Genomic DNA, 25,260 nt, shown 5'->3' with positions numbered 1-25,260 from the left:
GTGCGTGCGCCGGATTTGTTAGAAGAAAATATGGGGACTGCGGACAGGTGGCCGCCGCCCCGTGGGTATGCCATGCGTTCGGACAGGGTGTCGAGACAATCAGATCATGCATCTTTGCGTATGGAATGGCGAACCGTCTGCGTTTAGATAAGTCATGATGATTTCCACAGGCACCACCCGGCGGACTTTCCTGCAGACCTCGTTCATGACGGCGGCGGCCATGGCCGCGATGGGCCGGGAGAACGGAGGAAAGTTGCGCGTCGCCGTGATCGGCCATACGGGGATGGGTGACTACGGCCACGGCCTGGACAAGATGTGGCTGGAGGTGCCGGGCGTGGAGATGGTGGGCGTGGCGGACGCGGGCGGACTGGAGAAGGCGGCGGCCAATCTCCCCGGGGTGAAGGGTTTCAAGGACTACCGGGAGATGCTGGCGGAGGTGAAGCCGGACATCGTTTCCGTGGCTCCGCGGCATATGGCGGAGCACCACGCCATGACCATGGCCGCCATAGCCGCCGGGGCGAAGGGCATCTATATCGAGAAACCTTTCTGCCCCACCCTGCGGGAAGCGGAGAAGATCGTGGAAGCGGCCGATGCGAAGGGAGTGAAGATCGCCGTGGCGCACCGCAACCGCTTCCACCCCGTCCTGCCGGTGGTGAAGAAATTGGTGGAGGATGGCAGGATCGGCCGGTTGCTGGAGATCCGCACGCGGGGGAAGGAAGACCACCGCGGCGGCATGCTGGACCTGTGGGTGCTGGGTTCCCACGTGCTGGACCTGGCGGTCTATTTCACGGGAGATCCGTTGTCCTGCACCGCCACCGTGCTGAAGGACGGGAAGCCGGTGGTGAAGGCGGACGTCGTGGAGGGCAAGGAAGGCAGTGGTCCGTCCGCCGGAAATGAAGTGCACGCCCGCTACGAAACGAAGTCCGGCGTACCCGTGTTCTTCGACTCCATCGCCAGCGCGGGGACAAAGGAAGGCGCGTTCGGCCTCCAGCTCATCGGCACGAAGGGAATCATCGACCTGCGGATCGACATCGAGCCGCTGGCCCACATCATGGAGGGGAACCCCGTGGTGATGTCGAAGGAACCGCGGGCCTGGGTGCCCATCAGCACCGCGGGCATCGGCGTGCCGGAGCCCATCGAAAAGCTGGGCCGGAAAGTCGGCGGGCATCTCGCTGCGGCGGAGGACCTCATCGCCTCCATGCGGGATGCGGAGCGACAGCCGCTTTGCTCCGCCGCATCCGGCGCGATGACCGTTGCCATGATCTCCGCCGTGATGGCTTCCCATGTCCGCGGCGGCGCACGCGTGGAAATGCCGCTGACGGAGAAAGGGAATCCCTTCGGCGGGTGGAAGTGACGGATGATGGGACACCCCACCCGAACCAGAGTGCTGTCATTTCGCGGATCTCGACCACCGCCCCATTCCAGGCATACTCCCCGCGTGCCCGCCCGCGTCGTCATTCCTGAAATCCTCGACCGCCTGCCCGCGGATGATCCGGAGGCGCTGCGCAGCCGGAGGGATCTGCGGCGCATCAATTTCTTCATGGGAAACGAGCGCTGGGTGCTGGCCACCGCGCGGCGTTTCCCCGAAGCCGCGGCCATGGGCATCACGGAGCTGGGTGCGGGGGACGGGCATCTCACGGTGGCGCTGGCACGGCTCCACCCGGAAACAAAGGTCACCGCGCTGGATCTGGCACCGCCACCAACGGATCTGCCGGAAAACGTGGTCTGGAATCAAGTCGACCTGTTCCGGTCCCCCACCCCGCCGCAGGGCGGCATTCTGATCGCCAACCTTTTCCTCCATCACTTCGAGGGAGATGCGCTGCAGGATCTGGGCAGGCTGGCGGAGGGCTTCCGTGTCCTCATTTTCTGCGAGCCGCTGCGGGCACGGCTCCCTCATCTGCTGGGCTACGCCGCCCACCCGTTCATCAACCGGGTCACCCGCCATGACATGCACGTGAGCATCGACGCCGGATTCTCCGCCAACGAGTTGCCACGGCTGATGGATCTATCCGAAAAACGCTGGATGATCGCAGAACATTCCACATGGCGCGGTGCGCTGCGCGTGTTAGGTTGCCGCGCTTGAACCGTGAAATCACCATCGCCGGAGGCGGACTTGCCGGATTGTCGCTTGGCATTGCCCTGCGCGAACGGAACATCCCGGTGACGGTTCTGGAGGCGGGTTCCTATCCGCGGCACCGCGTCTGCGGGGAGTTCATCTCCGGGGTGGATGAAAGCACGCTCTCCCGCCTCGGCATCCTGCCCCTCTTCGCCGACGCCCGCCGCCATGAGACGTTGATCTGGCATGAACGCGGGAAGGTCCTGCACCGCAACCGCCTGCCGGAGGCCGCCATCGGCATCTCCCGCCACGAGCTGGACGAGCGGTTGAGGCTGCGGTTCGAGGAACTCGGCGGTGACCTGAGAACGGGCAACCGCGCCCGCCCGCAACCCGCGGACGGGCTGGTATGGGCGGCGGGACGCAGGCCGCGCAACGGACGATGGATCGGCCTGAAGGCCCACGTCCGCGGACTGCCGATGGAAGCGGATCTGGAAATGCACGCCGGAACCAATGGCTACGCCGGGCTGGCCGGAGTGGAGGACGGCTGGGTGAATGTCTGTGGGCTGTTCCGGATCGACCGCAAGCTGGAGGCGAAGGGACCGGACCTGCTCACCGCCTATCTGGCCGCGGGCGGTCATCCACGCCTCGCGGAGCAACTCCGTGCCGCGGAGTGGCGCGAGGGATCTTTCTCCGGCGTCGCCGGGTTTGAGCTGGGCAGACAGCCCGCGGTCCCCGGCCTGCTGTGTCTGGGGGACGCGGAAAGCATGATCCCGCCGTTCACGGGCAACGGCATGTCCATGGCATTCCAGGCGGCGGAGGCGGCTGTCGGCCCGCTGGCCGCATGGTCCCATGGAGGCATCTGCTGGGAGTCCACCCGACACACCATCTCCTCCGACCTGCGGAAACTTTTCCGCCGCCGTCTTTCCACCGCGCTCTTTTTGCATCGCGTGCTGCTGAGTGACCGGGGCAGAACCCTGCTGCAGACACTCTCCTCCGCACGGCTGCTGCCCTTCAAGCCCGTGCTCTCCCTCGTCCGTTAGATCTCCGAAATGTTCCTCCGCTCCATCGCATCGGCCGTGCCCGAATACCCCTTCACCCAGGAACAATGTTGGCATGCGATGCGGGATGGAGGGCTGACCTCCACACTGAAACCGCGCTCCGCCGCTCTGGTGGAAAAGATCCTCACCGGCGGGAACTCCGGCATCGCCACACGGAACTTCGCCGTGCCGGACATCGTCCCGCTTTTCAGCCGCGGGCCGCAGCAACTCAGCGAGGACTATGAGCGGGAGGCCCCCGCACTGGCGGCGGATGCGCTATCAAAGGCCATCGGGAAAGCGGGCATCTCCGCTGCGGAGATCGACGCGTTGTTTCTCTGCACCTGCACCGGCTATCTCTGCCCCGGCGTGACCAGCCATGTGGCGGAAAAGCTGGGCCTGCGGCCGGACGTCTATCTGGCGGACTTGGTGGGACTGGGCTGCGGTGCGGCCATCCCCACCCTGCGGGCCGCCCACGGCTATCTGGCGGCGAATCCCGACGCCACCATCGCCGTGGTCGCCGTGGAGATCTGCTCCGCGGCCTTTTATGCCGATGATGATCCGGGCGTGCTCATCAGCCTTTGCCTGTTCGGGGATGGTGCTTCCGCTTCGGTCTGGTCCGGCAAGGGTCAACCGGGTGACTGGCAGGCGGGTGACTTCACCACGCTCCATTTACCGGAAGAACGGGAGAAGATCCGCTTCGTCAATGCGGAAGGGCATCTGAAAAACCAGCTCCACAAATCCGTGCCCGGCCTGGCCGCGGATGCGGTCGCAAAACTTTATGCCCGGCGCACGGCGGGTCCCGACCAGGTGCTGGCCCACTCCGGCGGGCGGGATGTGATCGACGCGCTGGAAAACGTGCTGCCCTTTTCCCTGACAGAGACGCGTGGGGTGCTGGAGCATCATGGCAACATGAGCAGCCCGTCCGTGCTCTTCGCGTTGGAAAAGCGACTGGCGTCGTCAGCGGACGACCGGCACCTCTGGCTCACCGCCTTCGGCGCGGGCTTCGCCGCGCATGCTTGTGAGATAAGGAAGGAGTGATGGCAGGGCAAAGGCGGAGGTAACAGCGCGAAGACGGCGACCGGTGATCGCCGCCACGTCAGCTCACTTCTTCTTTATATGCCAGATCTCGCAGATCTGGTTGCGCTCCGGGGAGCTGCCGCCGAAGCGGGTGGTCTGGCCGATGTAGACGGCCTGCACCATCTGGTCCGGACGCTTTACGGTGGAGACTGCCTGCGCGGCTGCAGTGGCGCGGTCGGAGGAAAGAACGCGGTTCGATTCCGGATTGCCGGTGGTCGAGGCGTAGCCGACGACGAAAATGAGATCGCCTTCCTCCACCTGCTCCACCAGACCGGGGATGGCCTGGATGTCCTCTGGGGTGAGTTCACTGGAGCCGGTCGGGAAATCGAGGGTGCGGAGGACACGTGCACCGAGCTTCACGCCGATGTCGCTGTAGGCGGTCATGTTGTCGGCATCTTTCGTGCCCTCCAGGCCGCGCAGCGTGCGGAAAAGTTCGACGGCGGCGGGCAGAAGCTCGCTCTCCGACTTGGCGAAGATGCGGAGCTTCGCGAGTTCCGCCTCCAGTTCCTTGACGCGTTTCTCGAAGAAGTCGCTGGAACGCTTGGCCTCGGCATGCTGGCGTTGGAGGTCCGCATATTCATCCTGGGAACGTCCTCCGGCGGCGGATGCCAGGTCACGCTGGACCTTCGCCAGTTCCGCGGCGAGGCGGTCACGCTGGCCCTTGATCTCCGCCACTTCCTTCTTCGCCAGGTCTCCGTCCGCGCCACTCACCAGCAGGCGGCTGAGTTCCGTCTGGAGGCGGTTGTTCTCCGCGGCGAAACTCTGCCGCAGCTTTTCCGAAGTGATCAGTTCGCCATTCTTCGCGTCCAGCGCGGCATCCTTCTCCTTCAGCATGCCCTGGAAACTGTGCGCCAGCCCGACGATGGACTCCGCATCCTTGGTGAGGCGCTTGGTGATGTCATCAATGGATTCGCCGCCGTTCTCCAGCGGACGCAGCCCCATGGACATGCGCTGGCGGTTCAGCTCGCCGCGCATGGCTTCCACCTCCGCTTTCATCGCGGAGCGATCTTCCTCAGAGTCCGCCTTCTTCTTCTGTCCGTTCATCACGACCAGCACCACCACCAGCACGGCGGCCACAAGCAGACCGACAACGACGAAGGGGGGAATCGCCTGCTTCGGCGCGGCATCAGCTTCATGGGCCTGCGGCGCGTCATTCGCAACGGCATCCTGCTTGACGATTTCCGCTTCTTTTCCGGCGATCGTGGATTCCGCGTTCTTCTCGGGGGTTTCTGGCATGGACGGAGGTTGGTCGGTCAGCCCGCCTCCTGTCAATGCCCCGCCAACCGGAGAAGCTCGGCCGGTCTGTCCAGCAGGTGCTCCGGCTGCTCCGCAGCGAGGCGTTCCCGGGTATTGAAGCCCCAGGTGACACCCGCACAGGGGATGCCGGCTTTCTTCGCAGCCTGGAGATCCCGCACCTCGTCACCGACGTAGAGCATTTCCTCCGCCTTCAACCCGTATTGCTTGCGGGTGGCATTCAGGTGCCGGGATTTCCCGGTGAGCTTCGAGGTGGAGGAAACGAAATCGAACAGCCCGCGGATGCCATGGCTGTCCAGGAACAGCTCCACATTGTCCACCGCGTTGGAAGTCAGGATGCCAAAGCGGTCCACCTGCGCGCGCAACGCGGGCAGCACCTCCCCCACCCCAGGGATCAATGGCAGCCCGGCGATGCTCCGCCGCATGGCCAGTGTCCCCTTCGCGATGAAGAAAGGGATCTTCGTCTTGGGGATCTTCATCTCCTCGATGAACTGGTTGATGGTGTAGCTGCGGAAGCCCTCCATCTCCTCGCGGTCGATCTGGCGGATGCCATAGGCCGGGCCGATCTCGTTGAAGATCCTCCGCCCTTCCTCCATGGTGTCCGCGATGGTGCCGTCGAAGTCGAATATGATGGTCTTGTATATCATCCGTTTGTCCACCCTAACACGGAATGGGGCTTCAAACGAGCGGCAAGTTGGGAAAGATGTCCTCATCCAGCCGTGAGGACTGCCCGTCCAGATGGCGGAGCAGCGCGGCGAAGGCGATCATGGCGGCATTGTCCGTGCACAGCGCGGGTGGCGCGATGGCCAGTGCGATGCCTTTTTTATCACAGGCCTGTTGGAACGCGGCCCGCAGCGCCTTGTTCATGGTGACGCCGCCAGACAGAGCGACCATCCGGTGGCCGGTGCGCTCCACCGCCTTCATGGTCTTTCCGACGAGGATCTCGATGACCGCCTGCTGGAAGGACGCCGCCAGATCCGGCAAGCGGATGTTCCCTTCCTCCCTCTGCAGGGTGTAGAGAACCGCCGTCTTCAGACCGGAAAAGGAGAAGTCCAGATGGGGATCATGCAGCATGGAGCGCGGGAAATCATAGGCTTTCACATCCCCGCCGACGGCGGCTTTCTCGATCTCCGGGCCACCGGGATAGGGCAGGCCGAGCATTTTCCCAACCTTATCGTAAGCTTCGCCCGCGGCATCGTCCCGGGTTCCGCCGAGCTTGGTGTATTTCCCCGCACCCTCCACCTCCAGCAGCAGCGTGTGGCCGCCGGAAACGATGAGGGCGATGTGCGGCGGCACCTGGGTCCCGCCGACGAATGGGGAAAGGAGGTGGCCCTCCAGGTGGTTCACGCCGAGGAACGGCCTGCCGAGGGCGCACGCCATCGCCTTCGCCGCCGTGCTCCCGATGAGCAGGGAGGAAGCGAGGCCCGGGCCGGTGGTCGCGGCGAAGGCATCGATGTCCGTGACAGCCACGCCCGCATGGGCGATGGCCTGATCCACCAGCGGCCGGAGGTTGAGCGAATGGTTCCGCGATGCCAGTTCCGGCACCACCCCGCCGTGCTCGCGGTGCAGCTCGATCTGCGATGATATCTCCGAGGAGAGGATGTCGGTGGTCTTTCCGGGTTCCCCGCGGAGGATCGCCACCGCGGTTTCATCACAGGAAGATTCGATCGCCAGGAGTAGTGCCACGCGCGGAGGCTAACGCCGGTTCCCGCCCGTGGACTAATAAAAAATGGAAGGATGCAAGCGGTCCGCTCCGTCCCCGCATCAGAGCCTCCGTCTGCGCAGTGCGAGGCCCAGCGAGGCACCGGCGAGCAAAAACGTGACGGAAGGCTCCGGGATGAGGGCGACGATTTCCCCGGTGTTCAGGATGGAAGCCCCGAAGGTTCCCGTCCGGAGGATGCCGTCCACCTCGGGATCGACGAAGAAGATCTTCGACAACTGGCTGCCGGTGACACCGTTCGCATCACTGCCGATGAAGAACCGGTCGGATCCGTTGCCGGCCGCATTGCCATTCCAGTTGAGGATGGTAAGGCTGCTGCTCCAGGTTTGGTCCGCGGAGGACGCCATGCGGATGGTATTGGCAAGTCCGACGAGATCGAGCGTGTTGTCTCCCAAGAGGATCAGGCGGCCCATGGTCTCCGTCTGGTTGCCGACGGTGATGATCCTGCCATTCTCCAGCGTGATGTCCGCCGCATTGTTGATGACCTCGGTGGACTGCAGGCCCAGAGTGGAGTTGGCCACATGGATGGCGGTGGTTGCGGTCAGACCGCCGCCTCCGACCAGCAGCCTGCCCCCTTCAATGCGGGTGGTTCCGCCGTAGTCGTTGGTCCCGGTCAGTTCCAGCGTTCCGGAGCCGGTTTTCACGAAGCGCGAAGCAATGCCGGTGCCGGTGAGGCCCCCGGAAAGACGGGCGTCCACGGCTGCGGATCCATTCTCCACCTCGACGGTTCGCGAGCGGCCAGCGAGGTCGATCCTAGATTGGAAATCGAGGGTGGCGTCCGAGCGGACAGAGGAGAGGCGGAAGGTGAAGTCCGCGTCCTCGTTGGAGTTATTGCTGAGGAAATTCGCAGCCCCCCAGGTGACGGATGCCCCCAGCGACACTTTCCGCTCCGCACCGTAGGCGCTGAAACCCGCATCGCCGGTGAGACGGAAGTTGGTGGTGGTCCGGTCGAGATCGAGCGCCCCACCGCCATTGAGGTTGGCACCGATTTCGAACACGCCGCTGTTGATCCGGTGGGCGGCGCCGTTCAGGGTGAGGGGCGCGGTGGGCGCGTAGCGGAACAGGCCGCCGTTGAGGACGAACTCTCCGTTCGCCCCTGCGGCCAGTCCATTGCCGGTGTAGTTGGTGAAACCCGTCCCGCCCACCAGCAGGTAGCTGGTGCTGCCGAACGAACTGCTGATGTTCAGGTCCGCTCCTTCCAGATAGTTGTGGATCCACGTGGACTGGGCGATGCCGCCGCCTGCTCCGCTGATATTCACATCATGCCCGCCGGTGAACAGGATGCCCCTGCCCGTTCCATCCGAGTTGAACGTATGCCCGGCGGCTCCGAAAACCAGATTGATGGCCCCTGCGGTGGAGTCGAAGGTCATCGTCTGGTACCTCAGCGCGGCCCCGGTGGTGTAGTCGCCGGCACCGAAGCGGTAGTTGGTCGTGTTGCTGGTGACATTGCTGAAAGTGCCGGTGGATACCTCGGTTTGCCCGGAGAGTTGTCCGATGGCACCGGTGGCGGCGTCCCGTGTGGCGAAGCCGTAGGAACCGGCATTCCCCCTGACGACCATGTTCGCCCGCGTGTTGTTGTTCGCCATCAGGAGATTGTTGCTCCCCGTGCCCATCGTGGTGCCAAGGGCGGTGGCAGTGAGGGAATTCGCGTTCCCGGCAAGATCGATGAGGACGTGCCGCTGGCTCTGGGTGGTGGCGGTCAGCGTGGAGGCGGTGAGCGCCATGCCTCCGGTGATCCTCAAGGTGGCGAATCCGTTCTCGGTTTCCGACAGGCTGAGGGTGCTGATGGTTTTCGCGCCGCTGCCGAGAACCTCCAGGGTGCCGTTCTGGAGGGTGACCTGGCCGGTGGCGGAGATAGGGTTTTTCCCGCCGGAGTAGTCGAGGACGAGCGTGCCGCCACGCACGGTGGTGATGCCGGTGTGGGTGTTGTTTCCGGAGAGGATCCATTTTCCGGAGCCATTCTTGATGATGGCGGTGGTGTTGGTGCCGGTGGTGACGTTGGCCAGGTTGAGCCCCATCCGGTTGTCATCCTTGTTGTAGCCGGTCAGATAAAGCGTCCTGGCACCGTTTTCCGCGCCCATGGTCCCGGCGTTGTTGAACACCAGCGCGCCGGTCCCGGAGGCCTCGATGGTGGACGAGGCGGTCATGTTGAACAAGCGGTCGGTGGTGCTGCCCGCACCGGTGTACTGGAGGCGGCCTCCGGCGAGGATGATACCGTTGACCACATTCCCCGAAGCGCCCATCGCGCTTGCCACTCCGCCATTCCTGATGTCGGAAACGGAAAGGGTGCCGCCGGCGATCTGGGTGCCGCCGGTGTAGGTGCTCTGCCCGGTGAGGAAGAGCGTGTTCGTGTCCGCCTTGGTGAATCGCGTCGTACCGGAGTCCGGCAGGACGCCCCCGTAGCTGAAGTCCCCGTTGGCGGTGCTGATGCCGAAGTAGCTGGTGCTGGCATAAGTCACGGATGAGGACGCCCGGAACGCCGCGATGTCCGCCGCGCTGAAGCCGGTCCCGCCCGCACGGACGATGAGGGCCGCATTGGTCGCCACGCTGACATTTCCCGTGAGACGGCCGGGAGCCGCGAGAACCAGGCCACCCTCGCTGATGGTCAGGCCACCGGCGGCGTTGATGGTCCCGGTGAGCAGCAGGTTGTTGCCGCTGGTCTTGAACAGGCGTTGGCTCGAGTTATAGGTCCCCTCATAGGTTCCGCTCCCATTGTTGGTGTCCAGGGCGATGAACGCGCCCGTGGCGAAGTTGGCCCCCGCGATGTGGGCGTCGATCTGCGCGGAAGTCATCCCGCCGTTCATGCGGAAACTCAGGGTCGCACCGGCAGCCACGGAGATGGTGGACGGAGCCACGCCCACCGCGCCGAGGCGCAGGGTGCCTTCATTGATCCGGGTGGTCCCGGAGTAGGTGTTTGCCCCGTTCAAGGTCCAGACGCCGGAACCTGTCTTGAGGATGCTGAGGACGCTCTTGGTTTCATCGGGACCGCCGGCCGCGTTGCCGATGACGCCTCCGATGTAGCTTCCCGTGTTGCTCCCCGTCAGTTCGAGGGTTTGCTCGCCGAGTTCCGCCGCAAGGGTGACGTTATTGTTCACGAAGAGCGCCTGGGCGGTCCCGGTTCCGGTGGTGCGGGCACTGTTCCATTTCTGGCCGGTGGCGAGCACGACATCCACCCTCTGCCCATCCGTGCCGGAGCCGATGGTGAGGCCGCCACTGTAATGGTTGATTCCCTGTGCGCCGATGGTAAGCGTCCGGTTCGCACCCTCCCCCAGCAAGGTGTGGACGTTGGTAGCCGCTCCGGAAATGGTTTCCAGCCCTGCGACCGTCTGGTTGGCATCCAGTCTGACGTTGATCGCGCTGGTGGAAAAAGAAAAGGTCGCCACATCCGTGGAGGAAGGGGGATTTCCACCCGCCCAGTTGGTGCCGAGGGACCAGACGCCGTTGGTGGCACCGGTCCAGTTGATGGGATCCGCGTGGGCGCTGATGGCCGCCACGGCGACCGATAGCGGCAAAAGTACACGCGGGAACAGAGAGAGACGGGAGGGTTTCATCGGGGTTTATCGAAAAAGGCCGGGCTGATCCTTTCTCACTTCTGCGAAAAAAGGGTCACGGTTCGCAAGAAAATTACCAATCCCGCCGGAGGGATGATTTTCCTCCGGCGCGAATCGTACAACGGTGGACCTGCCCTGTCCGCGACAACAGTGTGTCACCAGAGAGGCAGGACTGAAATTCTCCGTCCCTGCTATTCCTTCACGGAGATGTTCCGGAATTTCACCGGATCACTGTGGCCGGCGAAGCCGAAGAAGCCGCTTTTGCGGTCCTTGCCCGGGTGGGCCTTGCCATCCATGAAGGTTGCGGCATCGAGCTTGGAAAGGTCGGTGTCGAGGATGGTCACACCGTTGAGTTCCACACGGATGGTGGAGCCTTTGACGGTGACTTCCTGGAAGTTCCACTCCCCCGCCGGGCGGGTGTAGCCGCGGTGGGCCGGCGCCATGCCGTAGGCACTGCCATGGAACTGCCGGGGATCCAGCTTGGCGTATTTCTCCGCGTTGTCGTCCAGCACCTGAAGCTCGCACATGGCGATCTGGGATGGATTCCCCTCTCCGGGATGGCGGATGGCGAGGCCGTTGTTGCCGCCGGGCGGGGTGTTGAACTCCATGCGGGCGGAGAAATCGGAAAGTTCCTTGTTCCAGTAAAGGGTACCGCTTTTCCCTTCCTTTATGAGGATGTTGCCGTCCCGCACCTCATGGTCCGCCACATCACCGGCCCAGCCATCGAAGTCCTTTCCGTTCCAGATCGGCTTGAAGCCGTCGCCACCCTTGGAAGCCAGGATGGTGTTCGCCTCCTCCGGCTTGAGTTCCTTCAGGAAGATGTTCCGCCAGCGGATCTCCCCGCCATGGGTCTGGAGCTGGATGGGACCGTGGGATGGCACGGGCACCTTCCGGTCGTAGTAATTCTCCATCACCACATGATCGACCACCAGCGTGTCGTTCAGCCAGACACTCACGCGGCTGCCGACCATGACGATGCGGAACTTGTTCCACTCACCGAACGGCTTGTCCGCCTTCACCAGCGGATCTTTTCCGGGTGCGCCGGGAGAGTTGTTCCAGAGACCGCCGGAACCGAGCGGCTTGCCCAGCTTCACTGACTTCTCGTCATTCTCGGTGGAGTCCCAGATCTGCACCTGTGGCACGCCGCGCAGATAGACGCCGGAGTCCGCCTTCGGGACGGTCTTGTATTCCAGCAGCAGCTCGAAGTCGCCGTAGTCCTTCGTGGTCGTGGCATAGTCGCCGAAGCCATCGTTCACCAGCTCTCCGTTCTCCACACGCCAGTGGGGCTGGCCGTCCTTACCCGGCTGGGTCATGGTGGCGGTCCATTTGTCGATCTGGGCGTTCCGCTCCGCTTCCGGCATGGCGAGCAGCTTGCGGTGGTCGAAGGTGCTGCCGCCGCGCCATCCGTCGAGGCTGGTTCCATTGAAGAGGCTGACGAAGCCCTCCGGCGGCTGCTCCGCCGCCAGGGATAGGGTTGTGAGAAGCGTGCCGAGGACGAGATGGCGGGCGGTTTTGAGCGGATTCACGATGGATGTTGTTGCTGGGGTTTTCCGTAGGTGGAAGAAAACGTCCGGTCGGGACCGCGACTTCTCTCTTTTCCCACCGATTTCGAGCGTTTTTATCAAGAAATGGCAAACTCTCCCGTGGAGATGCGTTACCACGTCTCCGACCTTGCCGCCTTCCACCCAGGCTGGTATTTCCATCGGCCTGAATCATAGCCCGCCATTCATCCCGTGAAACCCGTCAGAGAACAGATCCCCTCCTCCGCATCCGCCGAGATCGTTTTCTGCGAACGCATCCGGGGGAAGGACTTCGGCTGCCTGTGGCATTTCCATCCGGAGTATGAGCTGACGCTGGTGCTGTCCGGCGGCAGCTCACGGTGGATCGGCGACAAGATCTCCCCCATCACCAAGGGGGATCTCACCTTCATGGGGCCGAACCTGCCGCACGACTACCGCAACGATTCCGTGGCGGGATCCCCCGTGAAGAAAGTGGATGCCATCACCGTGCAGTTCCATCCATCGTTCCTCGGCGCGGACTGGCTGGAGCATGCGGAGATGGCTCCCATGCAGCGCCTTTTCCAACGCTCGCTGCACGGCCTCCAGATCACGGGAAAGACCCGCGATGAAGTGGCGGCCATGATGCTGAAGATGCCCGCCGCGAAGGGGGTCCGCCGCCTGATCCTGCTGATGGAGATCATGGAGCGCCTCAGCCTGTCCCGGGACTTGGTGCGCATCTCCTCCCCGGGTTTCACCCCAGAGATCCAGTCGTCCGACAACGACCGGATGGAGAACATCTCGCGCTTCATCGAGGCGAACATCGAGCGCCCCCTCTACCTGACGGATGTGGCCCGCAACGCGGGGATGACCGGCGTGACCTTCAGCCGCTACTTCCGCTCAAGGACGGGCAAGACATTTCCCGACTACGTGAACGAGCTGCGCGTAGCCCGCGTCTGCCGCCTGCTGGCGGAAACGGAGGACACCATCAGCGAGATCGCCTGGAATTGCGGGTTCGACTCCATGGCGAACTTCCAGAAGCAGTTCCGCCGCATCCACGGCTGCACGCCGAAGGCCTACCGCCAGAAGGCGCACAGGCAGGAGTGATCTCCGGCCTCTCTTTTTCCCACGTGACCTGAAAGAGGATCACTATGACGGAAAACCGTTCACGCTTCCGCGGTGTGTCCGCGTATGAATGGGACGGTTCCCATCATGAAAAAATACAACGTCGGCATCATCGGATATGGCTGGGTGGCCACCGCCCACATCCCCGCCATCAATGCCTCGCGCCAGGCACAGGTCACCGCCATCTGTTCCTCCCGCCCGCAGGATGACGCCGCGCTTTCCGCGAAGCATGGCGGGACCATCCGTTCCTACACGGATCTCGATGAGATGCTGGCGGACCCCGACATCCACATCGTCTCCATCTGCAGTTACTCCGGCCTGCACGCGGAACACGCCATCAAGGCGGCCCAGGCGGGCAAGCACCTCATCATCGAGAAGCCCATCGCCCTGTCATGGGAGGACTGCCAGCGGGTGGAGGAAGCCGTGGCCGCCGCCGGGGTGAAAGTCTGCGTTTGTTTCGAGTGCCGCTTCTCCAGCCAGCTCCTCGCCACCCGTGCGGTGATCGACCAAGGACTGCTGGGTGACCTGCACTACGGGGAGGTGGACTATTTCCACGGCATCGGCCCGTGGTACGGACAGTTCGAGTGGAATGCGAAACGGAACGGCGGCGGCAGCGCGCTGCTCACCGCCGGCTGCCATGCCCTGGACGCCCTGCTGCTCTGTCTCGGGGGTGACGTGCAGTCCGTCTCCAGCTACTCCACGAAATCAAAGAGCCCCATCTTCGGGCCTTATGAATACGATACCACCAGCGTGACCATCCTCCGCTTCGCGGATGGCCGGGTGGGCAAATGCTCCGCCGTGGTGGACTGCCTGCAGCCCTACTACTTCCACACCCAGCTCTGCGGCAGCGAGGGCAGCCTGCTTGATGACAGGTTCCACTCGATGAAGCTGAAGACGGACAAGTCCGCGTGGAGCAAGCTTTCCTTCAAGGCGCTCGATTCCGGCGACGTGACGGACCATCCCTACCAGACCCAGTTCCAGGCATTCCTCGACACGCTGGACGAAGGGAAGGACATGCCGCTGACGGACCTGAAAACCGCCCTCCACACCCACCGCATCATCTTCGCCGCGGATGAATCCGCCCGCACCGGCCGTCCGGTCGATCTCTGACGCCCACCTTCTTCCCTGAAACTCATGCCACGCAAAACCAGCGCCCTCGCCCCCGGATGGTGGGACTACACCACCCTCGACCTCTCCATCATCGAGGAAGCCGCCGCCCTCACTCCGGACGCCCTGCTCAAGCTGTCCCGCCCCGGTTTCACCGTGACATTCCATGACACGCTGGAGGATTTCTACTGCGCGCAGGCGCTCGAATACATCGAGGCATGGCGGCAGGCCACGCCTGACAACCCCACCGGCATCTGCGGCCCCATCGGCCCGACAGAGCAACTGCCACTGGTGGCCCGCATGGTGAACGCCCTGGACCTGAAACTCCACGACGCCCACTTCTGGGGCATGGATGAATGGATCATCGATGGCAAGGTCCCGTCGGTGGACCACCCGTTGTCCTTCGAGCGGTGCGACCGTGAGCTGTGCTTCAACCGCATCCGCCCGGAGCTGGTGATGCCGGATGCCAACCTACACTTCCCCACGGAGAACCATGAGGTGTTCGAGAAGACCTGGGATGCGGGGATCCGCTGCGTGGTCATGCAGGGCGGCCAGGGGGATGTGAAACACTGGGCCTTCAACGATCCCCTGCCGCGCGCAGGTGCCTACGCCGACGCACCTCCCACCCCGGAGGAATACCGCAAGCTGAAGACCCGCATCGTGGATCTGCACCCGGTCACCATCGCCCAGAACGCGCGGACCTCCGGCGGAGGAAATGTTTCACTGGTGCCCACCCGTGCCGTGACAGTGGGACCGCGCGAGACCTGGCTGGCGGACCGCGTGTCCATCTGGCAGGCAGGCGTCCATGACAACCCCTTCGGCCAAAGGCTCACCGCGCTGATGATCTCGAAACGCTACATCGACACGGCCGTGCCGATGTCATTGCTGGCGGACCATCCGGACGTGCAGTTCCACTACTACCGCGGCGGCCTCGGCACCTGCGCGGTGGAGATGCATTGATCCAGTTCGCAAAAGAAGCTGCGGACCGTTGGGGTCTCTCTTGGGCAGGGACCGCATTCCATGCGGTCAGGCTGGGGAGATTTCCATTCTCCCGGGATCCCCTTCTTATGAGCACACTCCCCCCCCCAATTCTCCGGGAGGCAAGTCAACCGGATGCCGGGATAGCCGGACATTATCCGCCGTTCCCCGCCTGACCGCATGGAATGGAAGCGAAGCGGACATAGCGGCTATGCCGCTATGCGGTCCCTGCCCCCTTTTCCTAGAAACTATCGGGACTGCGCTGGCTTCGCCCCGCCTTTCTCCATCCACCACAGATAACCGAACGCCAGCAGGTAACCCGCGAGTTCGACCGCCTTCGTCCAGTAGTTCAGCCGGGTGTCACCACCGTGGCAGCCGCAGGAAATATCGAGGTTCTTCGACCATGCCCAGCCGACGGCGGTGACGAAGGTCAGCACCAGTCCGGTCATCGCAAGGAGTGTTCCCTTCCGCAGCACGCCCAGCATCAGGCAAAGCCCACCGATGACCTCCACCCACGGCACCGTGTAGGCCGCCACCGCATCCAGCGGGGCGGAGACGAGCTTGTAGTTGCCCACATCCCGGGTGAAGCGGTCCAGCCCGGTCACGAAAATCTTCAGACCGCCGCTGTAGGTGAACCACGCTCCCAGCGCGATCCGCAGCACCAGCGCGGCCAGTTCCGGATTGTTCTTCGGGATCGGGTGCACCGGATCAGACGGGTTGCAGGAAACGGCGCTGGGCCTCGGCCTCCGGGTTGAGCGGGACCGTATCGAGTTCCCCCACCGTGTCCGCCAGCAGTTCCTCGCGGAACTTGGCGATGATCGCCTCCACCGGCCAGGACGATGCCTCGCCGAACGCGCAGATGGTCCGCCCGTCGATCTGATAGGCCACGCTTTCCAGAGTCTCAATGTCCTTCGGGGTAGCCTCCCCGGCCACCAGACGGTCGGAAATCTTGCGCATCCAGGTGGAACCCTCACGGCATGGCGTGCATTGGCCGCAGGATTCGTGCGCATAGAAAGCGTTCAGGTTGTTGAGCACCCACGACATCTTGCGCGTGTCATCCAGAACGATCACCCCACCGGAGCCGGCCATGGAACCGCAGGCCGCCAGCGTGTCGAAGTCCATCTGGATGTCCCAGAATGGCAGGTCGCGGGTGGAGCCGTCCGGGTTCTTCAATTTGAATACCTCATCGCAGCGGAGGATCTTCGAGGAAGATCCGCCGGGGATCACCGCCTTGATCTCGCGCCCATCCTTCGGACCACCGCAGAGGTCGTAGATCACCTCGCGCATGGTGAGCTTGCCCACCTCCACCTCGAAGTAGCCCGGGTTCTTCACATCCCCGGAAATGCAGAGGATGCGCGTGCCGGTGTTCCGCGCCACGCCCAGCTTGGCATACTCATCCCCGCCCATGCGGACGATGTGCTTCACATGGCAGAGCGACTCCACGTTGTTGACGATGGTCGGGCACATGTAGAGGCCCAGGGCAGCAGGGAAATAGGGCGGCTTGATCCGTGGGTAGGGACGCTTCCCTTCAAGCGACTCGATCAGGCCCGTCTCCTCACCGCAGATGTAGGCACCCGCACCGCGGTGGACGTAGATCTCCACGTCAAAGCCGGAGCCGAGCACGTTCTTGCCGAGAAAATTGTGCGCGCGGGCTTCCTCGATGGCGCGCTCGACGATCAGCGCGGCCTCCGGGAACTCCTCGCGGATGTAGATGTAGGCGACATGCGCTCCCACCGCGAAGCAGGAGATGACCATGCCCTCCACGAGCTGGTGCGGATCCTGGTGGAGGATGTAGCGGTCCTTGAAGGTGCCCGGCTCGGACTCGTCACCGTTGCAGATCAGGTACACCGGCTTGGTGTTGTTCGGCGGGATGAAGGTCCACTTCATGCCCGTCGGGAAGCCCGCACCGCCACGGCCGCGCAGACCGGATTTCTTCACCTCCTCCGTGATGTCCTTCGGGGCCATGGTGAAGGCCTTTTTCAGGTCATCATAGCCGCCATCGTTCATGTAGGTGCCGATGGACACATCCCAGCCTTCCCGGTCCACGTTTTTGAAGATGAGCCGGTGCTCGCGTGGATGGGGTTGCTTGCCTTCCTTGTAGGTGATCATGGGGTCTGGGAAATGGTGGGGATTCTCTCCAACAGGAGTCCGTAGGGTATGAAGCGTTCGAAGTCGGAAATATTCCGCGTGGCCACCGGCTCGCGCGAACAAAGTGCGGCGGCGGCGATCATGCAGTCGGCGTGGGATCCGCGGCGGCGGCCGGTCTGGTGGAACAGCCGGGATGCCTGCTCCGCATGGTCTTCATCGAAAGGACGCACTCCTCCGGCCAGCACGGCGCGTACCGCGTCCTTCTGGGAAAGCGTGTGCGGACCGTTCAGAAACTCGGACCAGGCAACGGCGGAAGCGGTGAGCACCTCGCCTTCCTCCAGCCACTGCTTCACCACCTCCACCTGCGGCGGATAGGCGGTGACCAGGTCGATCAGGATATTGGTGTCGAGATGGATCATGCTTCCCACCAGTATTTCTTCGCCTCCCGCTCCGCCCGCAGGTCAGCACGATAGGCAGCGGCTTCTTCCCGGAGCACACCGCCACCTCCCTGCAGCCAAGCAAGAGCCTCCAGCGGAGACGGAGCGGCCTTCTTCTGGTCCAGCCGTTCCTTTGCCTCCTGCACGGCACGACGGATCACCCCGGCCTTCGAGGTGTCCCAATATTTGCTCAATTCCTCGAGCAACTGGATGGTCAAGCCATCCAGAGCCATGCTGGTGCGGGTCAGTTTGCCAAGATCACGGTAGTTGATGCTCATGTGGTAATTATTACCTCAATATTTACCGCGCCACAAGTCTTTTATGCGGGATACTTCCCCAACAGCCCCTCCGCCTTGTCCGGGGAAATACCCTCGTGGAAATCATCATTCACCATGCAGACCGGCGCGGAACCGCAGGAGGCGAGGCACTCCGCAAACTCGACGGAGAACTTGCCACAGGGCGAAACCGAGATCGGATGATGGTGGGAATCGCTGTTGGAACGGTCGATGCCCGTCAGTTCGCAGAGTTTCTCCATCAGCTCGTAGCTGCCGCCCATCGCGCAGGACAGCGTGCGGCAGACACGGATGTGGAACTTGCCCGGAGCGGACTGGCGGAAGCCGGGATAAAAGGTCACGACCTCCACCACCTTGATCGGCTCCAGGTCCAGCTTCGCCGCCACCCATTCGATGGCGGCCGCGGAGATGTAGCCGAACTTGTGCTGGACGATGTGGAGCAGGGGCAGCGTCGCGGAGCGCTTGCTGGCCGGATAATGGGAGATCCTTTCATCGGCCTCCGCCTCGAGTTCCGGTGTCACCGCGAACGGTGGATAGAACGGCGTGCCCGGTGTTTCATGGGACGCGATGGTTTCTTCGAGGATGGAACCTGACATGGATGAAAATCGTTTTTCCGGCGCGGGGCCGTCTGTTCGTTGCTACTTCAGGAGGGACTCAAGGTGGTTCATCACGGAAGCCGGTCCCATGTATTTCCCATCGACGTAGCTGGTCTTGATGAGTTTGCCCTCGGTGTCGGTGAGGACCAGGTTCGGGATGCCGGTGCCGGGATGCTTGAACTCCTTCTTGAACCTGTCCGCCCTGGAGAGCTTCAGTTGCGGCCACTGCATCTTGAATTCCGCGGCGTAGTCCTCCATCGCACCTTCGTCGGAGTCGCTGGTGATCAGCACGACCTCGAAGTCGTTGGTCTTCGGACGGTACTCGTTGTAGAATTTGACCAGCGACGGGGTGAACTTGTGGCACGGACCGCACCAGGAAGCGGTGTAGTAGAAGAGGTAATACTTCTCCGGGCGGACCGGATCACCGTGACGCTTCAGGGATTTTCCATCCAGTTTCACCAGATTGCCTTCAAAGGCTTTGTCGAAAACGGAGGTCGTGGTGGCCGCAGCCGCTTCACCGGCAGGAGCCTCCGCAGGTTTCCAATCCGCCAGCCGTTGCGCATCCGCCTCCGAAAGGGCGGAAGCCTTGATGGAGACGGTCTTGCCGTTCTTCATCTTGAACTCGCCGGTCTTCTCACCGCCGCTCTCACTGACGGAAACGAGTTCCAGTTCGGCGGCCTTTCCATCCTTGCTGGTCCAGGTTTCGAAGCCCGCGAAGGCGGAAACCGAAAGCAGGCCGGAGACGACGGGAATGAGGAGGGAGGTTTTCATGGTGGCTCTCACTTAGCATCAACGGTCGCACTCGCCCATCACGAAATCGAGCGAGCCGAGGATGGCGGGAATATCCGAAACCATGTGTCCGGGCAGCAGCTTGGAAACGATGGCCAGATTGCAGAACGAGGGGCTGCGGATCTTCATGCGGTTCGGCACGCCGCCGCCCTTCGAGTGGATGTAGAAGCCAAGCTCACCCTTCGGGTTCTCCGCCGCGAAATAAACCTCTCCGGCCGGAGCGTCGATGCCCTGGGTGGAGACGATGAAATGGTGGATGAGTTCTTCCATGGACATGAGCACGCGCTCCTTGTCCGGCAGGATGCTCTTCGGATCGGCGAGGTTCACCGGCCCGGATGGCATGGCGTCCAGCACCTGGCGGCAGATGCGGATGGACTGCCTCATTTCCTCCATCCGGATGAAATAGCGGGAGTAGCAATCCCCCTCCTCCATCACCGGCACATCGAAATCATACTTCTCATAGCCCAGGTAAGGGCTGTCCTTCCGCAGGTCCCGCGGCACGCCGGAGGCCCGCAGGTTCGGGCCGGTCATGGCCCAGGAAATGGCGGACTCACGGGTGATGACACCGATGTCCACCATCCGGTCGAGGAAGATCTTGTTCTTGTCGAGGAGCTTGGAGATCTCACCAATCGCCACTTCGCATTCGTCGAGGAAGCGCCTGACGGACGACTCGAAGCCGGGAGGCATGTCGCGCAGTTGGCCGCCCACCCGGGTGTAGGAGGTGGTGAAGCGCGCGCCGGTCAGTTGCTCGCAGAGGTTGTAGATCTTCTCACGCTCGGTGAACGTGTAGAGGAAAACGGTCATCGCGCCCACGTCCATCGCGCAGACACCGACGCCCAGCATGTGGGCGGAAATGCGGGCCAGCTCACAGCAGAGCACCCGCAGGGCCTGGCCGCGCGGAGGCAGTTCCCAGCCCATCAACTTCTCCACGGCCATGGCGTAGGCCACGTTGTTCGCCAGCGGAGCCAGATAGTCCAGACGGTCCGTGTACGGGACGAACTGGTTGTAGTGCATGTTTTCCGCGATCTTCTCATCCCCGCGGTGAAGGAATCCCACATCGGGATCCGCCTTGATGATGACCTCACCATCAAGTTCCAGGATGAGGCGCAGCACGCCGTGCGTGGCAGGATGGGAAGGGCCCATGTTGAGCACCATCCGCTCCCCCATCATATCATCCGTCTCCGCGTGGTATTCTTCGGCGGCTTTGGCGGCACGGCCAAGCGTGTCCGGCACCTCGTAGTCGGTGGTGATATTGCTCATGCGGATTCGGGCGCACCAATAAGCACCCAAAGACAGATGGTGGGCAAGGGCTTTGTGAAAATTTTCACAAGCTTCAGCGACCGTACCGCTCGCGAAACTGCTTCAGCAAATCATCCACGCGGTCATCCCCATCGACGGTCGGTTGCGACGGACCCGGCTGGGGTTGATTCGGCTGGGGCGGAGGCGGAGGACCAAAGCCGGCCGCTGGAGAAGCCGGCTCGAAAACCGGTTCAAACACCGAACCATAGACCGCAGGCGGCGGAGCGGACTCATCCTGCGCAACCGGTTGAAAATAGGGCGACGCGACCTGGAAGGCCGGAGGCGTGTTTTCAACGGGAGCCTCCGTTGCGATCTGCTCCTGTTGGAAGGGCGGTTGGAAAAACGTGGAATCCTTCAGGAAACCCGGCACCGGTTCGCTGCTGAATGGCTCATTCCGGGCAGGTTCATCCAGCACCTGGGCATCATAGACCGATCCACCACCCCACTGTTGCGGGGGAGAAGTGCCAGGCCCGGCCACCTCCACTTCCTGAACCGGGAAAAAGCCCGTTGCAGGTTCATCGATCACGGCGGTGAAGAACGTCACGGGAGCCTGCTCCGGCTCCTTCGTGAACAGGGCCTCGTCTTCCACCGGGGAATGCTCCGGGAGAGTCGGCGCTCCCACCTCGGGAACCTGCTCGGTTTCCGCGAAGGCCGCGGCAGCCGGCTCCAGCTCCGCCTTGTCATTGACCGCCTTCATCCAGGCGGTTCCCGCCGCACGGATCAACCCGCGGGCATGGCGCTCGGAAGCATCGATACGCCCGAACACTTCCTTGCCCAAGCCCGGCACGCGGGACTCGAACAGCGCGATGATGTCATCATCGGTCAGTGGATCCAGTTCGATCAGAACCTCGGACAAACGGTCCGCGAGGCCTCCGCTGAGGCGGGGTTTGAACGCGTTCTCCCACACGTCCTTGTTCAGGGAAATGATCACATCCACCCGCTCCGCCTGATGGCGGATGCCACCGATGAAGGCGGCGAAAGCAAGAGCCGCCGTCTCATCCGCGGAGAAACCTTCAAGATCATCCGCCACCAGCACCACCCGCATCAGCAGGGAAACCAGTGCCAGCAGCGAGGTCAGCCGCTCCATGGCAACGCCTTCCGTAACCGCCTCCCCGGCCACTTCCAGGCCCAGCGCACCAGCCCGGCCGGGATGGTCCACCGGAGTAGCCGCGTAGCGGAAAAACGCGCTCACCCAGAATGAAACCTCCCTCACCGGCAGGCCGCAGCGTTGCGCCAGCTCCATGCTCAGGCGTGGCCCCAGCACTTCGAAATTCTCCCTCGCCCAGTGGGCGGTGACCGCATTCGGGTGGTGGAAATCAAACGTCTCCACCGGCCGGTTGCGCAGCGCGGCAAGCGCCCCTTCCCTATCCTGGCACGGCACCTCGCCGGACACCACCAGCGGTTGCAGCGCATAGGAAAAAAGCCGGCGGACCACCAGATCCAGCACCGTCAGCCCTCCGGCCGCAGGGAGCGCCCTGCCCAGCCGGTTCAGCGCATCCTCGGTGACCGAAATGGCACCCACCCGGCTCCCGGACGGATGCAGCGGGATGAATTCATGACTGCCGCCGAGCTGGTGCTGGACCCTGGAAAGGAGGTGGGTCTTTCCATGACCGGCGCGCGGCGCACGCAGGAGGATGCAGCGGCCCTGCCTGTCCGTTTCCACGTCCAGCGTGGAGAGCAGCTCATCATGAGCCTTGCGGTTGACCATCTCTGCATGGGAGGCGGGAAGCCGCCCGAACGATTCGAAGAGCGTTTGAAAGGGATGATCGTTGGCCATAGGGGGCATGGAAATTTAGCTTGCGGGAAAGGTGGTGGATCATCGCCGTCTTCACAAGCTTTCAGACGAGAATCTCGAAAAACCGGAATGAATCCCCCCATCTGTTTGAAATCTCTCGCATCACCTTCCATACCCACCACAAACTAACCCTATGACCGCTTCCCTCGTGATGACCGTTCTCGGCCCGGACCGCCCCGGCCTTGTCCGCACCCTCTCGGACATCGTCGCCACCCATGGCGGAAACTGGCTGGAAAGCCGGATGGCCCGCCTGGCCGGACAATTCGCCGGCATCGTCCGCGTGGAGTGCGCGGATGCGGCCGCGGACACACTTATTGCGCAACTCCAGGCCCTCGGCGCGGACGGCATCACGGTACAGACCGTGCGGGAAGCCGCCCCCGCCCCGGAGAACCGCCGCACGCTTTCCGTGGATGTCGTCGGCAACGACCGCCCCGGCATCGTCCGCGAACTCGCCGCCGCCATCGCAAATGCGGGCGGCAACGTCGAGGAACTCACCACCGGACTAGAGAGCGCGCCGATGGCGGGCCATCCGCTTTTCCGCGCGCGGGGCGTGGTTTCCATCCCGGAGAATTCGGATGCCGACGCCCTCACCACCGCGATCGAAAGCCTCGGCGGGGACCTGTCCGTGGACGTTTCCTGATCAGAACGGCCAGATGAACGGGATCAGGGTGCAGGCGATGACCCAGCAGATGATGTTGAGGGGGATACCCACCCTGAGGAAGTCCACGAACTTGTAGCCGCCCGGCCCGAAGACCATCATGTGGGTCTGGTAGCCCATCGGCAGCGCGAATGCCGTGGAGGCTGCCACGGTGACGCCCATGACGAACGGACGCGAATCCACGTTCAGCTCATGGGCCAGCGTCACGACGATGGGGACCATCATCACCGCCGTCGCGTTGTTGGACAGCACTTCCGTCAGCAGCAGCGTCAGCAGGAAAACCGTCCACAACAGGACAATGGGTAGGTAATCCGGTGAAACGAAACGCGCCGTGAGTTCCACGATCTCCCCGGACAGGAACTTCGCGGTCCCCGTGTTCTGCATCGCCAGCCCGAGGCCCAGCAGGCCGTACAGCATCAGCAGCACCTGCCAGTCAATGCTCGTATAAGCCTCCCGCGGGGTGAGGATCCTCATCCACAACAAGCACAACGCGCCCACCAAGGCGGCGTAATGGATGGGGATCTCCGGAATCCATGAGACATAAGGGTTGAGGAAATCCGTCAGAGTCGCCGTGGCGACCACCCCGATCAGGGTCGCCCATGAAATCCAGATATGCTTGGCCTGTTTCGGCGGTGCCTCCTCCTGCTCGTCCTGCCCTTTCTCATCGGGCGAGTCCGTGAGGACGAAATCGCGGGTGGCCTCCAGGGCATCCAGATTGTTGCGCGCGGTGATGACCAGCAGCGTGTCACCCGCCTCAAGGGAAACCCCGGCGAGCTGGCTGGTGATGTTCACACCATCCCGGTGCACGGCCAGCACCACACAGTTGTATTTCTGCCGGAAGTCGGACGCCGCGAGGGTCCGTCCCAACAGCGATGACTCCTCCCGGATGACCAGCTCCGACACGATGCCATCCACCGTCGAAAGCACCTGCACTCCGTTGTCCCCGAACAGTTCCTCGATCTTGGCCCCTCCACCCCGTCGACGGTGCATGGCCACCATCACCCGGTCGTTCTCCTGCACCGTCAGCTTCGAGAGGGGCGTCATCACCCGGGTGCCTCTCCGGCGGACTTCCATCACGTGGACTCCGGATTCGCGGTCAGCCAATCTGGTTTCGATCAATTTCGCCCCGATCAGCGGGGAACCCTTTCCCACCAGCAAATGATACAAAGGGGAGGTCCGCAGATCGATCTCCAGCGCCCCGGTGATCGAAGATCTCTCAGGAATCAATTTCGGCCCGAAGATCGTCAGGTAAGCGACCCCCGCGATGGCCATCGGTATCCCCAGCGGCGCCAGTTCGAACATGCTCATCGGCTTTTCGCCGAGGTCCTTCAGCGTGCCATTCACCAGCAGGTTCGTTGATGTGCCGATCAGGGTGCAGCATCCGCCAAGGATCGAGGAATAGGACAGGGGCATCAGCAATCTCGAAGCGGAAATGTTCTTCGAGCGCCCGAAACCAAGCGCGACGGGGAGCAGGATCGCCACCAGCGCCGTATTGTTGAGCCACGCGCCGAAGAACGCGGTGAGCGCCGAAAACGCCAGGATCGCGGTCCTGACATTTCCCGACAGCTTGTCCTTCAGCAGGCGGCCGATCTTATCCACCGCCCCCGACCTTTCCAAAGCTCCGCCGATCACGAACAGCGCGGCGATGGTCAGCGGAGCCTCGTTGCGGAACACATCCATCATCTGCGTGGGACTCACCAATCCCAGCGCGACCACCAGGCAGAGGATCGAGAGCGCCAGCACATCCGGCGCGGCCCATTCACGGATGAACGCGACCAGGGTGATCACAATGACCAATAGGGTGAGGCCGATTTCTAACGTCATGGATGGAAACATCCCCACGTGGGGTGCCCGTCAATGGAGGCCACGCGCGCCTTTGACAAGACTGTAACGATCCCCCACCC

At 63.1% G+C, this 25,260-nt stretch carries 22 protein-coding genes; 8 read left to right on the top strand and 14 right to left on the bottom strand.

Translation table 11 applies throughout. The features are described 5' to 3' along the window. The first annotated feature begins 154 nt into the window (after positions 1 to 154). The 4 genes from KF712_19375 (at position 155) to KF712_19360 (ending at position 4,131) form a co-directional block, all read left to right on the top strand. Positions 155 to 1,354 (top strand): Gfo/Idh/MocA family oxidoreductase, encoded by a 1,200-nt coding sequence (locus KF712_19375; protein ID MBX3743155.1) that lies wholly within the window; start codon positions 155 to 157, stop codon positions 1,352 to 1,354. Between the two features lie 84 nt (positions 1,355 to 1,438). Next, the gene (locus tag KF712_19370) at positions 1,439 to 2,083 is read left to right on the top strand and encodes a class I SAM-dependent methyltransferase (protein MBX3743154.1); all 645 of its coding nucleotides are present in this window, start codon (positions 1,439 to 1,441) and stop codon (positions 2,081 to 2,083) included. Next, the gene (locus KF712_19365; GenBank protein MBX3743153.1) at positions 2,080 to 3,096 is read left to right on the top strand and encodes a hypothetical protein; all 1,017 of its coding nucleotides are present in this window, start codon (positions 2,080 to 2,082) and stop codon (positions 3,094 to 3,096) included. The genes KF712_19370 and KF712_19365 overlap by 4 nt, the downstream gene beginning before the upstream one ends. Positions 3,097 to 3,105: 9 nt before the next feature. After that, positions 3,106 to 4,131 (top strand): stilbene synthase, encoded by a 1,026-nt coding sequence (locus KF712_19360; protein MBX3743152.1) that lies wholly within the window; start codon positions 3,106 to 3,108, stop codon positions 4,129 to 4,131. 63 nt (positions 4,132 to 4,194) lie between these two features. Here KF712_19360 and KF712_19355 read toward each other — a convergent pair whose 3' ends face one another. From KF712_19355 to KF712_19335, 5 genes are all read right to left on the bottom strand, one after another. After that, positions 4,195 to 5,406 carry an OmpA family protein gene (locus KF712_19355; protein MBX3743151.1) on the bottom strand — a complete coding sequence of 404 codons (1,212 nt, stop codon included), beginning with the start codon at positions 5,404 to 5,406 and terminating at the stop codon, positions 4,195 to 4,197. A 32-nt stretch (positions 5,407 to 5,438) separates the two neighbouring features. Beyond that, positions 5,439 to 6,071, bottom strand: a complete 633-nt coding sequence (locus KF712_19350; protein ID MBX3743150.1) for an HAD hydrolase-like protein — start codon at positions 6,069 to 6,071, stop codon at positions 5,439 to 5,441. 31 nt (positions 6,072 to 6,102) lie between these two features. After that, complete coding sequence (gene tsaD / locus KF712_19345; protein MBX3743149.1) at positions 6,103 to 7,110, bottom strand: tRNA (adenosine(37)-N6)-threonylcarbamoyltransferase complex transferase subunit TsaD; 1,008 nt, start codon at positions 7,108 to 7,110, stop codon at positions 6,103 to 6,105. 78 nt (positions 7,111 to 7,188) lie between these two features. Then, on the bottom strand, positions 7,189 to 10,695 hold the full coding sequence (locus tag KF712_19340; protein ID MBX3743148.1) for an autotransporter-associated beta strand repeat-containing protein: 3,507 nt from the start codon (positions 10,693 to 10,695) through the stop codon (positions 7,189 to 7,191). 191 nt (positions 10,696 to 10,886) lie between these two features. Beyond that, a complete protein-coding gene (locus tag KF712_19335) occupies positions 10,887 to 12,398 on the bottom strand; it encodes a DUF1080 domain-containing protein (protein ID MBX3743147.1) in 1,512 nt (503 codons plus the stop codon). A 30-nt stretch (positions 12,399 to 12,428) separates the two neighbouring features. Here KF712_19335 and KF712_19330 point away from each other — a divergent pair, with 30 nt between their 5' ends. The 3 genes from KF712_19330 to KF712_19320 all read left to right on the top strand — a co-directional run bounded on the left by KF712_19330 (position 12,429) and on the right by KF712_19320 (position 15,383). Next, on the top strand, positions 12,429 to 13,298 hold the full coding sequence (locus KF712_19330; protein ID MBX3743146.1) for a helix-turn-helix domain-containing protein: 870 nt from the start codon (positions 12,429 to 12,431) through the stop codon (positions 13,296 to 13,298). 105 nt (positions 13,299 to 13,403) lie between these two features. Further along, complete coding sequence (locus KF712_19325; GenBank protein MBX3743145.1) at positions 13,404 to 14,426, top strand: Gfo/Idh/MocA family oxidoreductase; 1,023 nt, start codon at positions 13,404 to 13,406, stop codon at positions 14,424 to 14,426. Between the two features lie 24 nt (positions 14,427 to 14,450). Next, positions 14,451 to 15,383: a glucosamine-6-phosphate isomerase gene (locus tag KF712_19320; GenBank protein MBX3743144.1), complete on the top strand. Its 933-nt coding sequence runs from the start codon at positions 14,451 to 14,453 to the stop codon at positions 15,381 to 15,383. 266 nt (positions 15,384 to 15,649) lie between these two features. Here the strand turns inward: KF712_19320 and KF712_19315 are convergent, their stop codons facing one another. The 8 genes from KF712_19315 to KF712_19280 form a co-directional block, all read right to left on the bottom strand. Next, the gene (locus KF712_19315; GenBank protein ID MBX3743143.1) at positions 15,650 to 16,105 is read right to left on the bottom strand and encodes a DoxX family protein; all 456 of its coding nucleotides are present in this window, start codon (positions 16,103 to 16,105) and stop codon (positions 15,650 to 15,652) included. A 4-nt stretch (positions 16,106 to 16,109) separates the two neighbouring features. Next, positions 16,110 to 17,510 (bottom strand): NADH-quinone oxidoreductase subunit NuoF, encoded by a 1,401-nt coding sequence (gene nuoF, locus KF712_19310; protein MBX3743142.1) that lies wholly within the window; start codon positions 17,508 to 17,510, stop codon positions 16,110 to 16,112. Beyond that, a complete protein-coding gene (locus tag KF712_19305) occupies positions 17,507 to 17,908 on the bottom strand; it encodes a PIN domain-containing protein (GenBank protein MBX3743141.1) in 402 nt (133 codons plus the stop codon). Before KF712_19305 ends, nuoF begins: the two co-directional genes overlap by 4 nt. Then, complete coding sequence (locus KF712_19300) at positions 17,905 to 18,204, bottom strand: hypothetical protein (GenBank protein ID MBX3743140.1); 300 nt, start codon at positions 18,202 to 18,204, stop codon at positions 17,905 to 17,907. Before KF712_19300 ends, KF712_19305 begins: the two co-directional genes overlap by 4 nt. Positions 18,205 to 18,245: 41 nt before the next feature. Beyond that, positions 18,246 to 18,815, bottom strand: a complete 570-nt coding sequence (locus tag KF712_19295; GenBank protein ID MBX3743139.1) for an NAD(P)H-dependent oxidoreductase subunit E — start codon at positions 18,813 to 18,815, stop codon at positions 18,246 to 18,248. Between the two features lie 42 nt (positions 18,816 to 18,857). After that, positions 18,858 to 19,586 (bottom strand): redoxin family protein, encoded by a 729-nt coding sequence (locus tag KF712_19290; GenBank protein ID MBX3743138.1) that lies wholly within the window; start codon positions 19,584 to 19,586, stop codon positions 18,858 to 18,860. A gap of 18 nt (positions 19,587 to 19,604) precedes the next feature. After that, entirely contained in the window at positions 19,605 to 20,864 is a 1,260-nt protein-coding gene (locus tag KF712_19285; GenBank protein MBX3743137.1) for an NADH-quinone oxidoreductase subunit D, read from the bottom strand. A 73-nt stretch (positions 20,865 to 20,937) separates the two neighbouring features. Next, the gene (locus KF712_19280; protein MBX3743136.1) at positions 20,938 to 22,680 is read right to left on the bottom strand and encodes a hypothetical protein; all 1,743 of its coding nucleotides are present in this window, start codon (positions 22,678 to 22,680) and stop codon (positions 20,938 to 20,940) included. A 151-nt stretch (positions 22,681 to 22,831) separates the two neighbouring features. Between KF712_19280 and KF712_19275 the strand changes: the two genes are divergently transcribed. After that, on the top strand, positions 22,832 to 23,338 hold the full coding sequence (locus KF712_19275) for a hypothetical protein (GenBank protein MBX3743135.1): 507 nt from the start codon (positions 22,832 to 22,834) through the stop codon (positions 23,336 to 23,338). Here KF712_19275 and KF712_19270 read toward each other — a convergent pair whose 3' ends face one another. Then, a complete protein-coding gene (locus tag KF712_19270) occupies positions 23,339 to 25,180 on the bottom strand; it encodes an SLC13 family permease (protein MBX3743134.1) in 1,842 nt (613 codons plus the stop codon). Between the last annotated feature and the right edge of the window lie 80 nt (positions 25,181 to 25,260).

Source organism: Akkermansiaceae bacterium (assembly GCA_019634595.1).
Taxonomy (GTDB): domain Bacteria; phylum Verrucomicrobiota; class Verrucomicrobiia; order Verrucomicrobiales; family Akkermansiaceae; genus Luteolibacter.
Note: the sequence above shows the minus strand (reverse complement) of the source record. Positions and strands in the feature narration are given on the sequence as shown.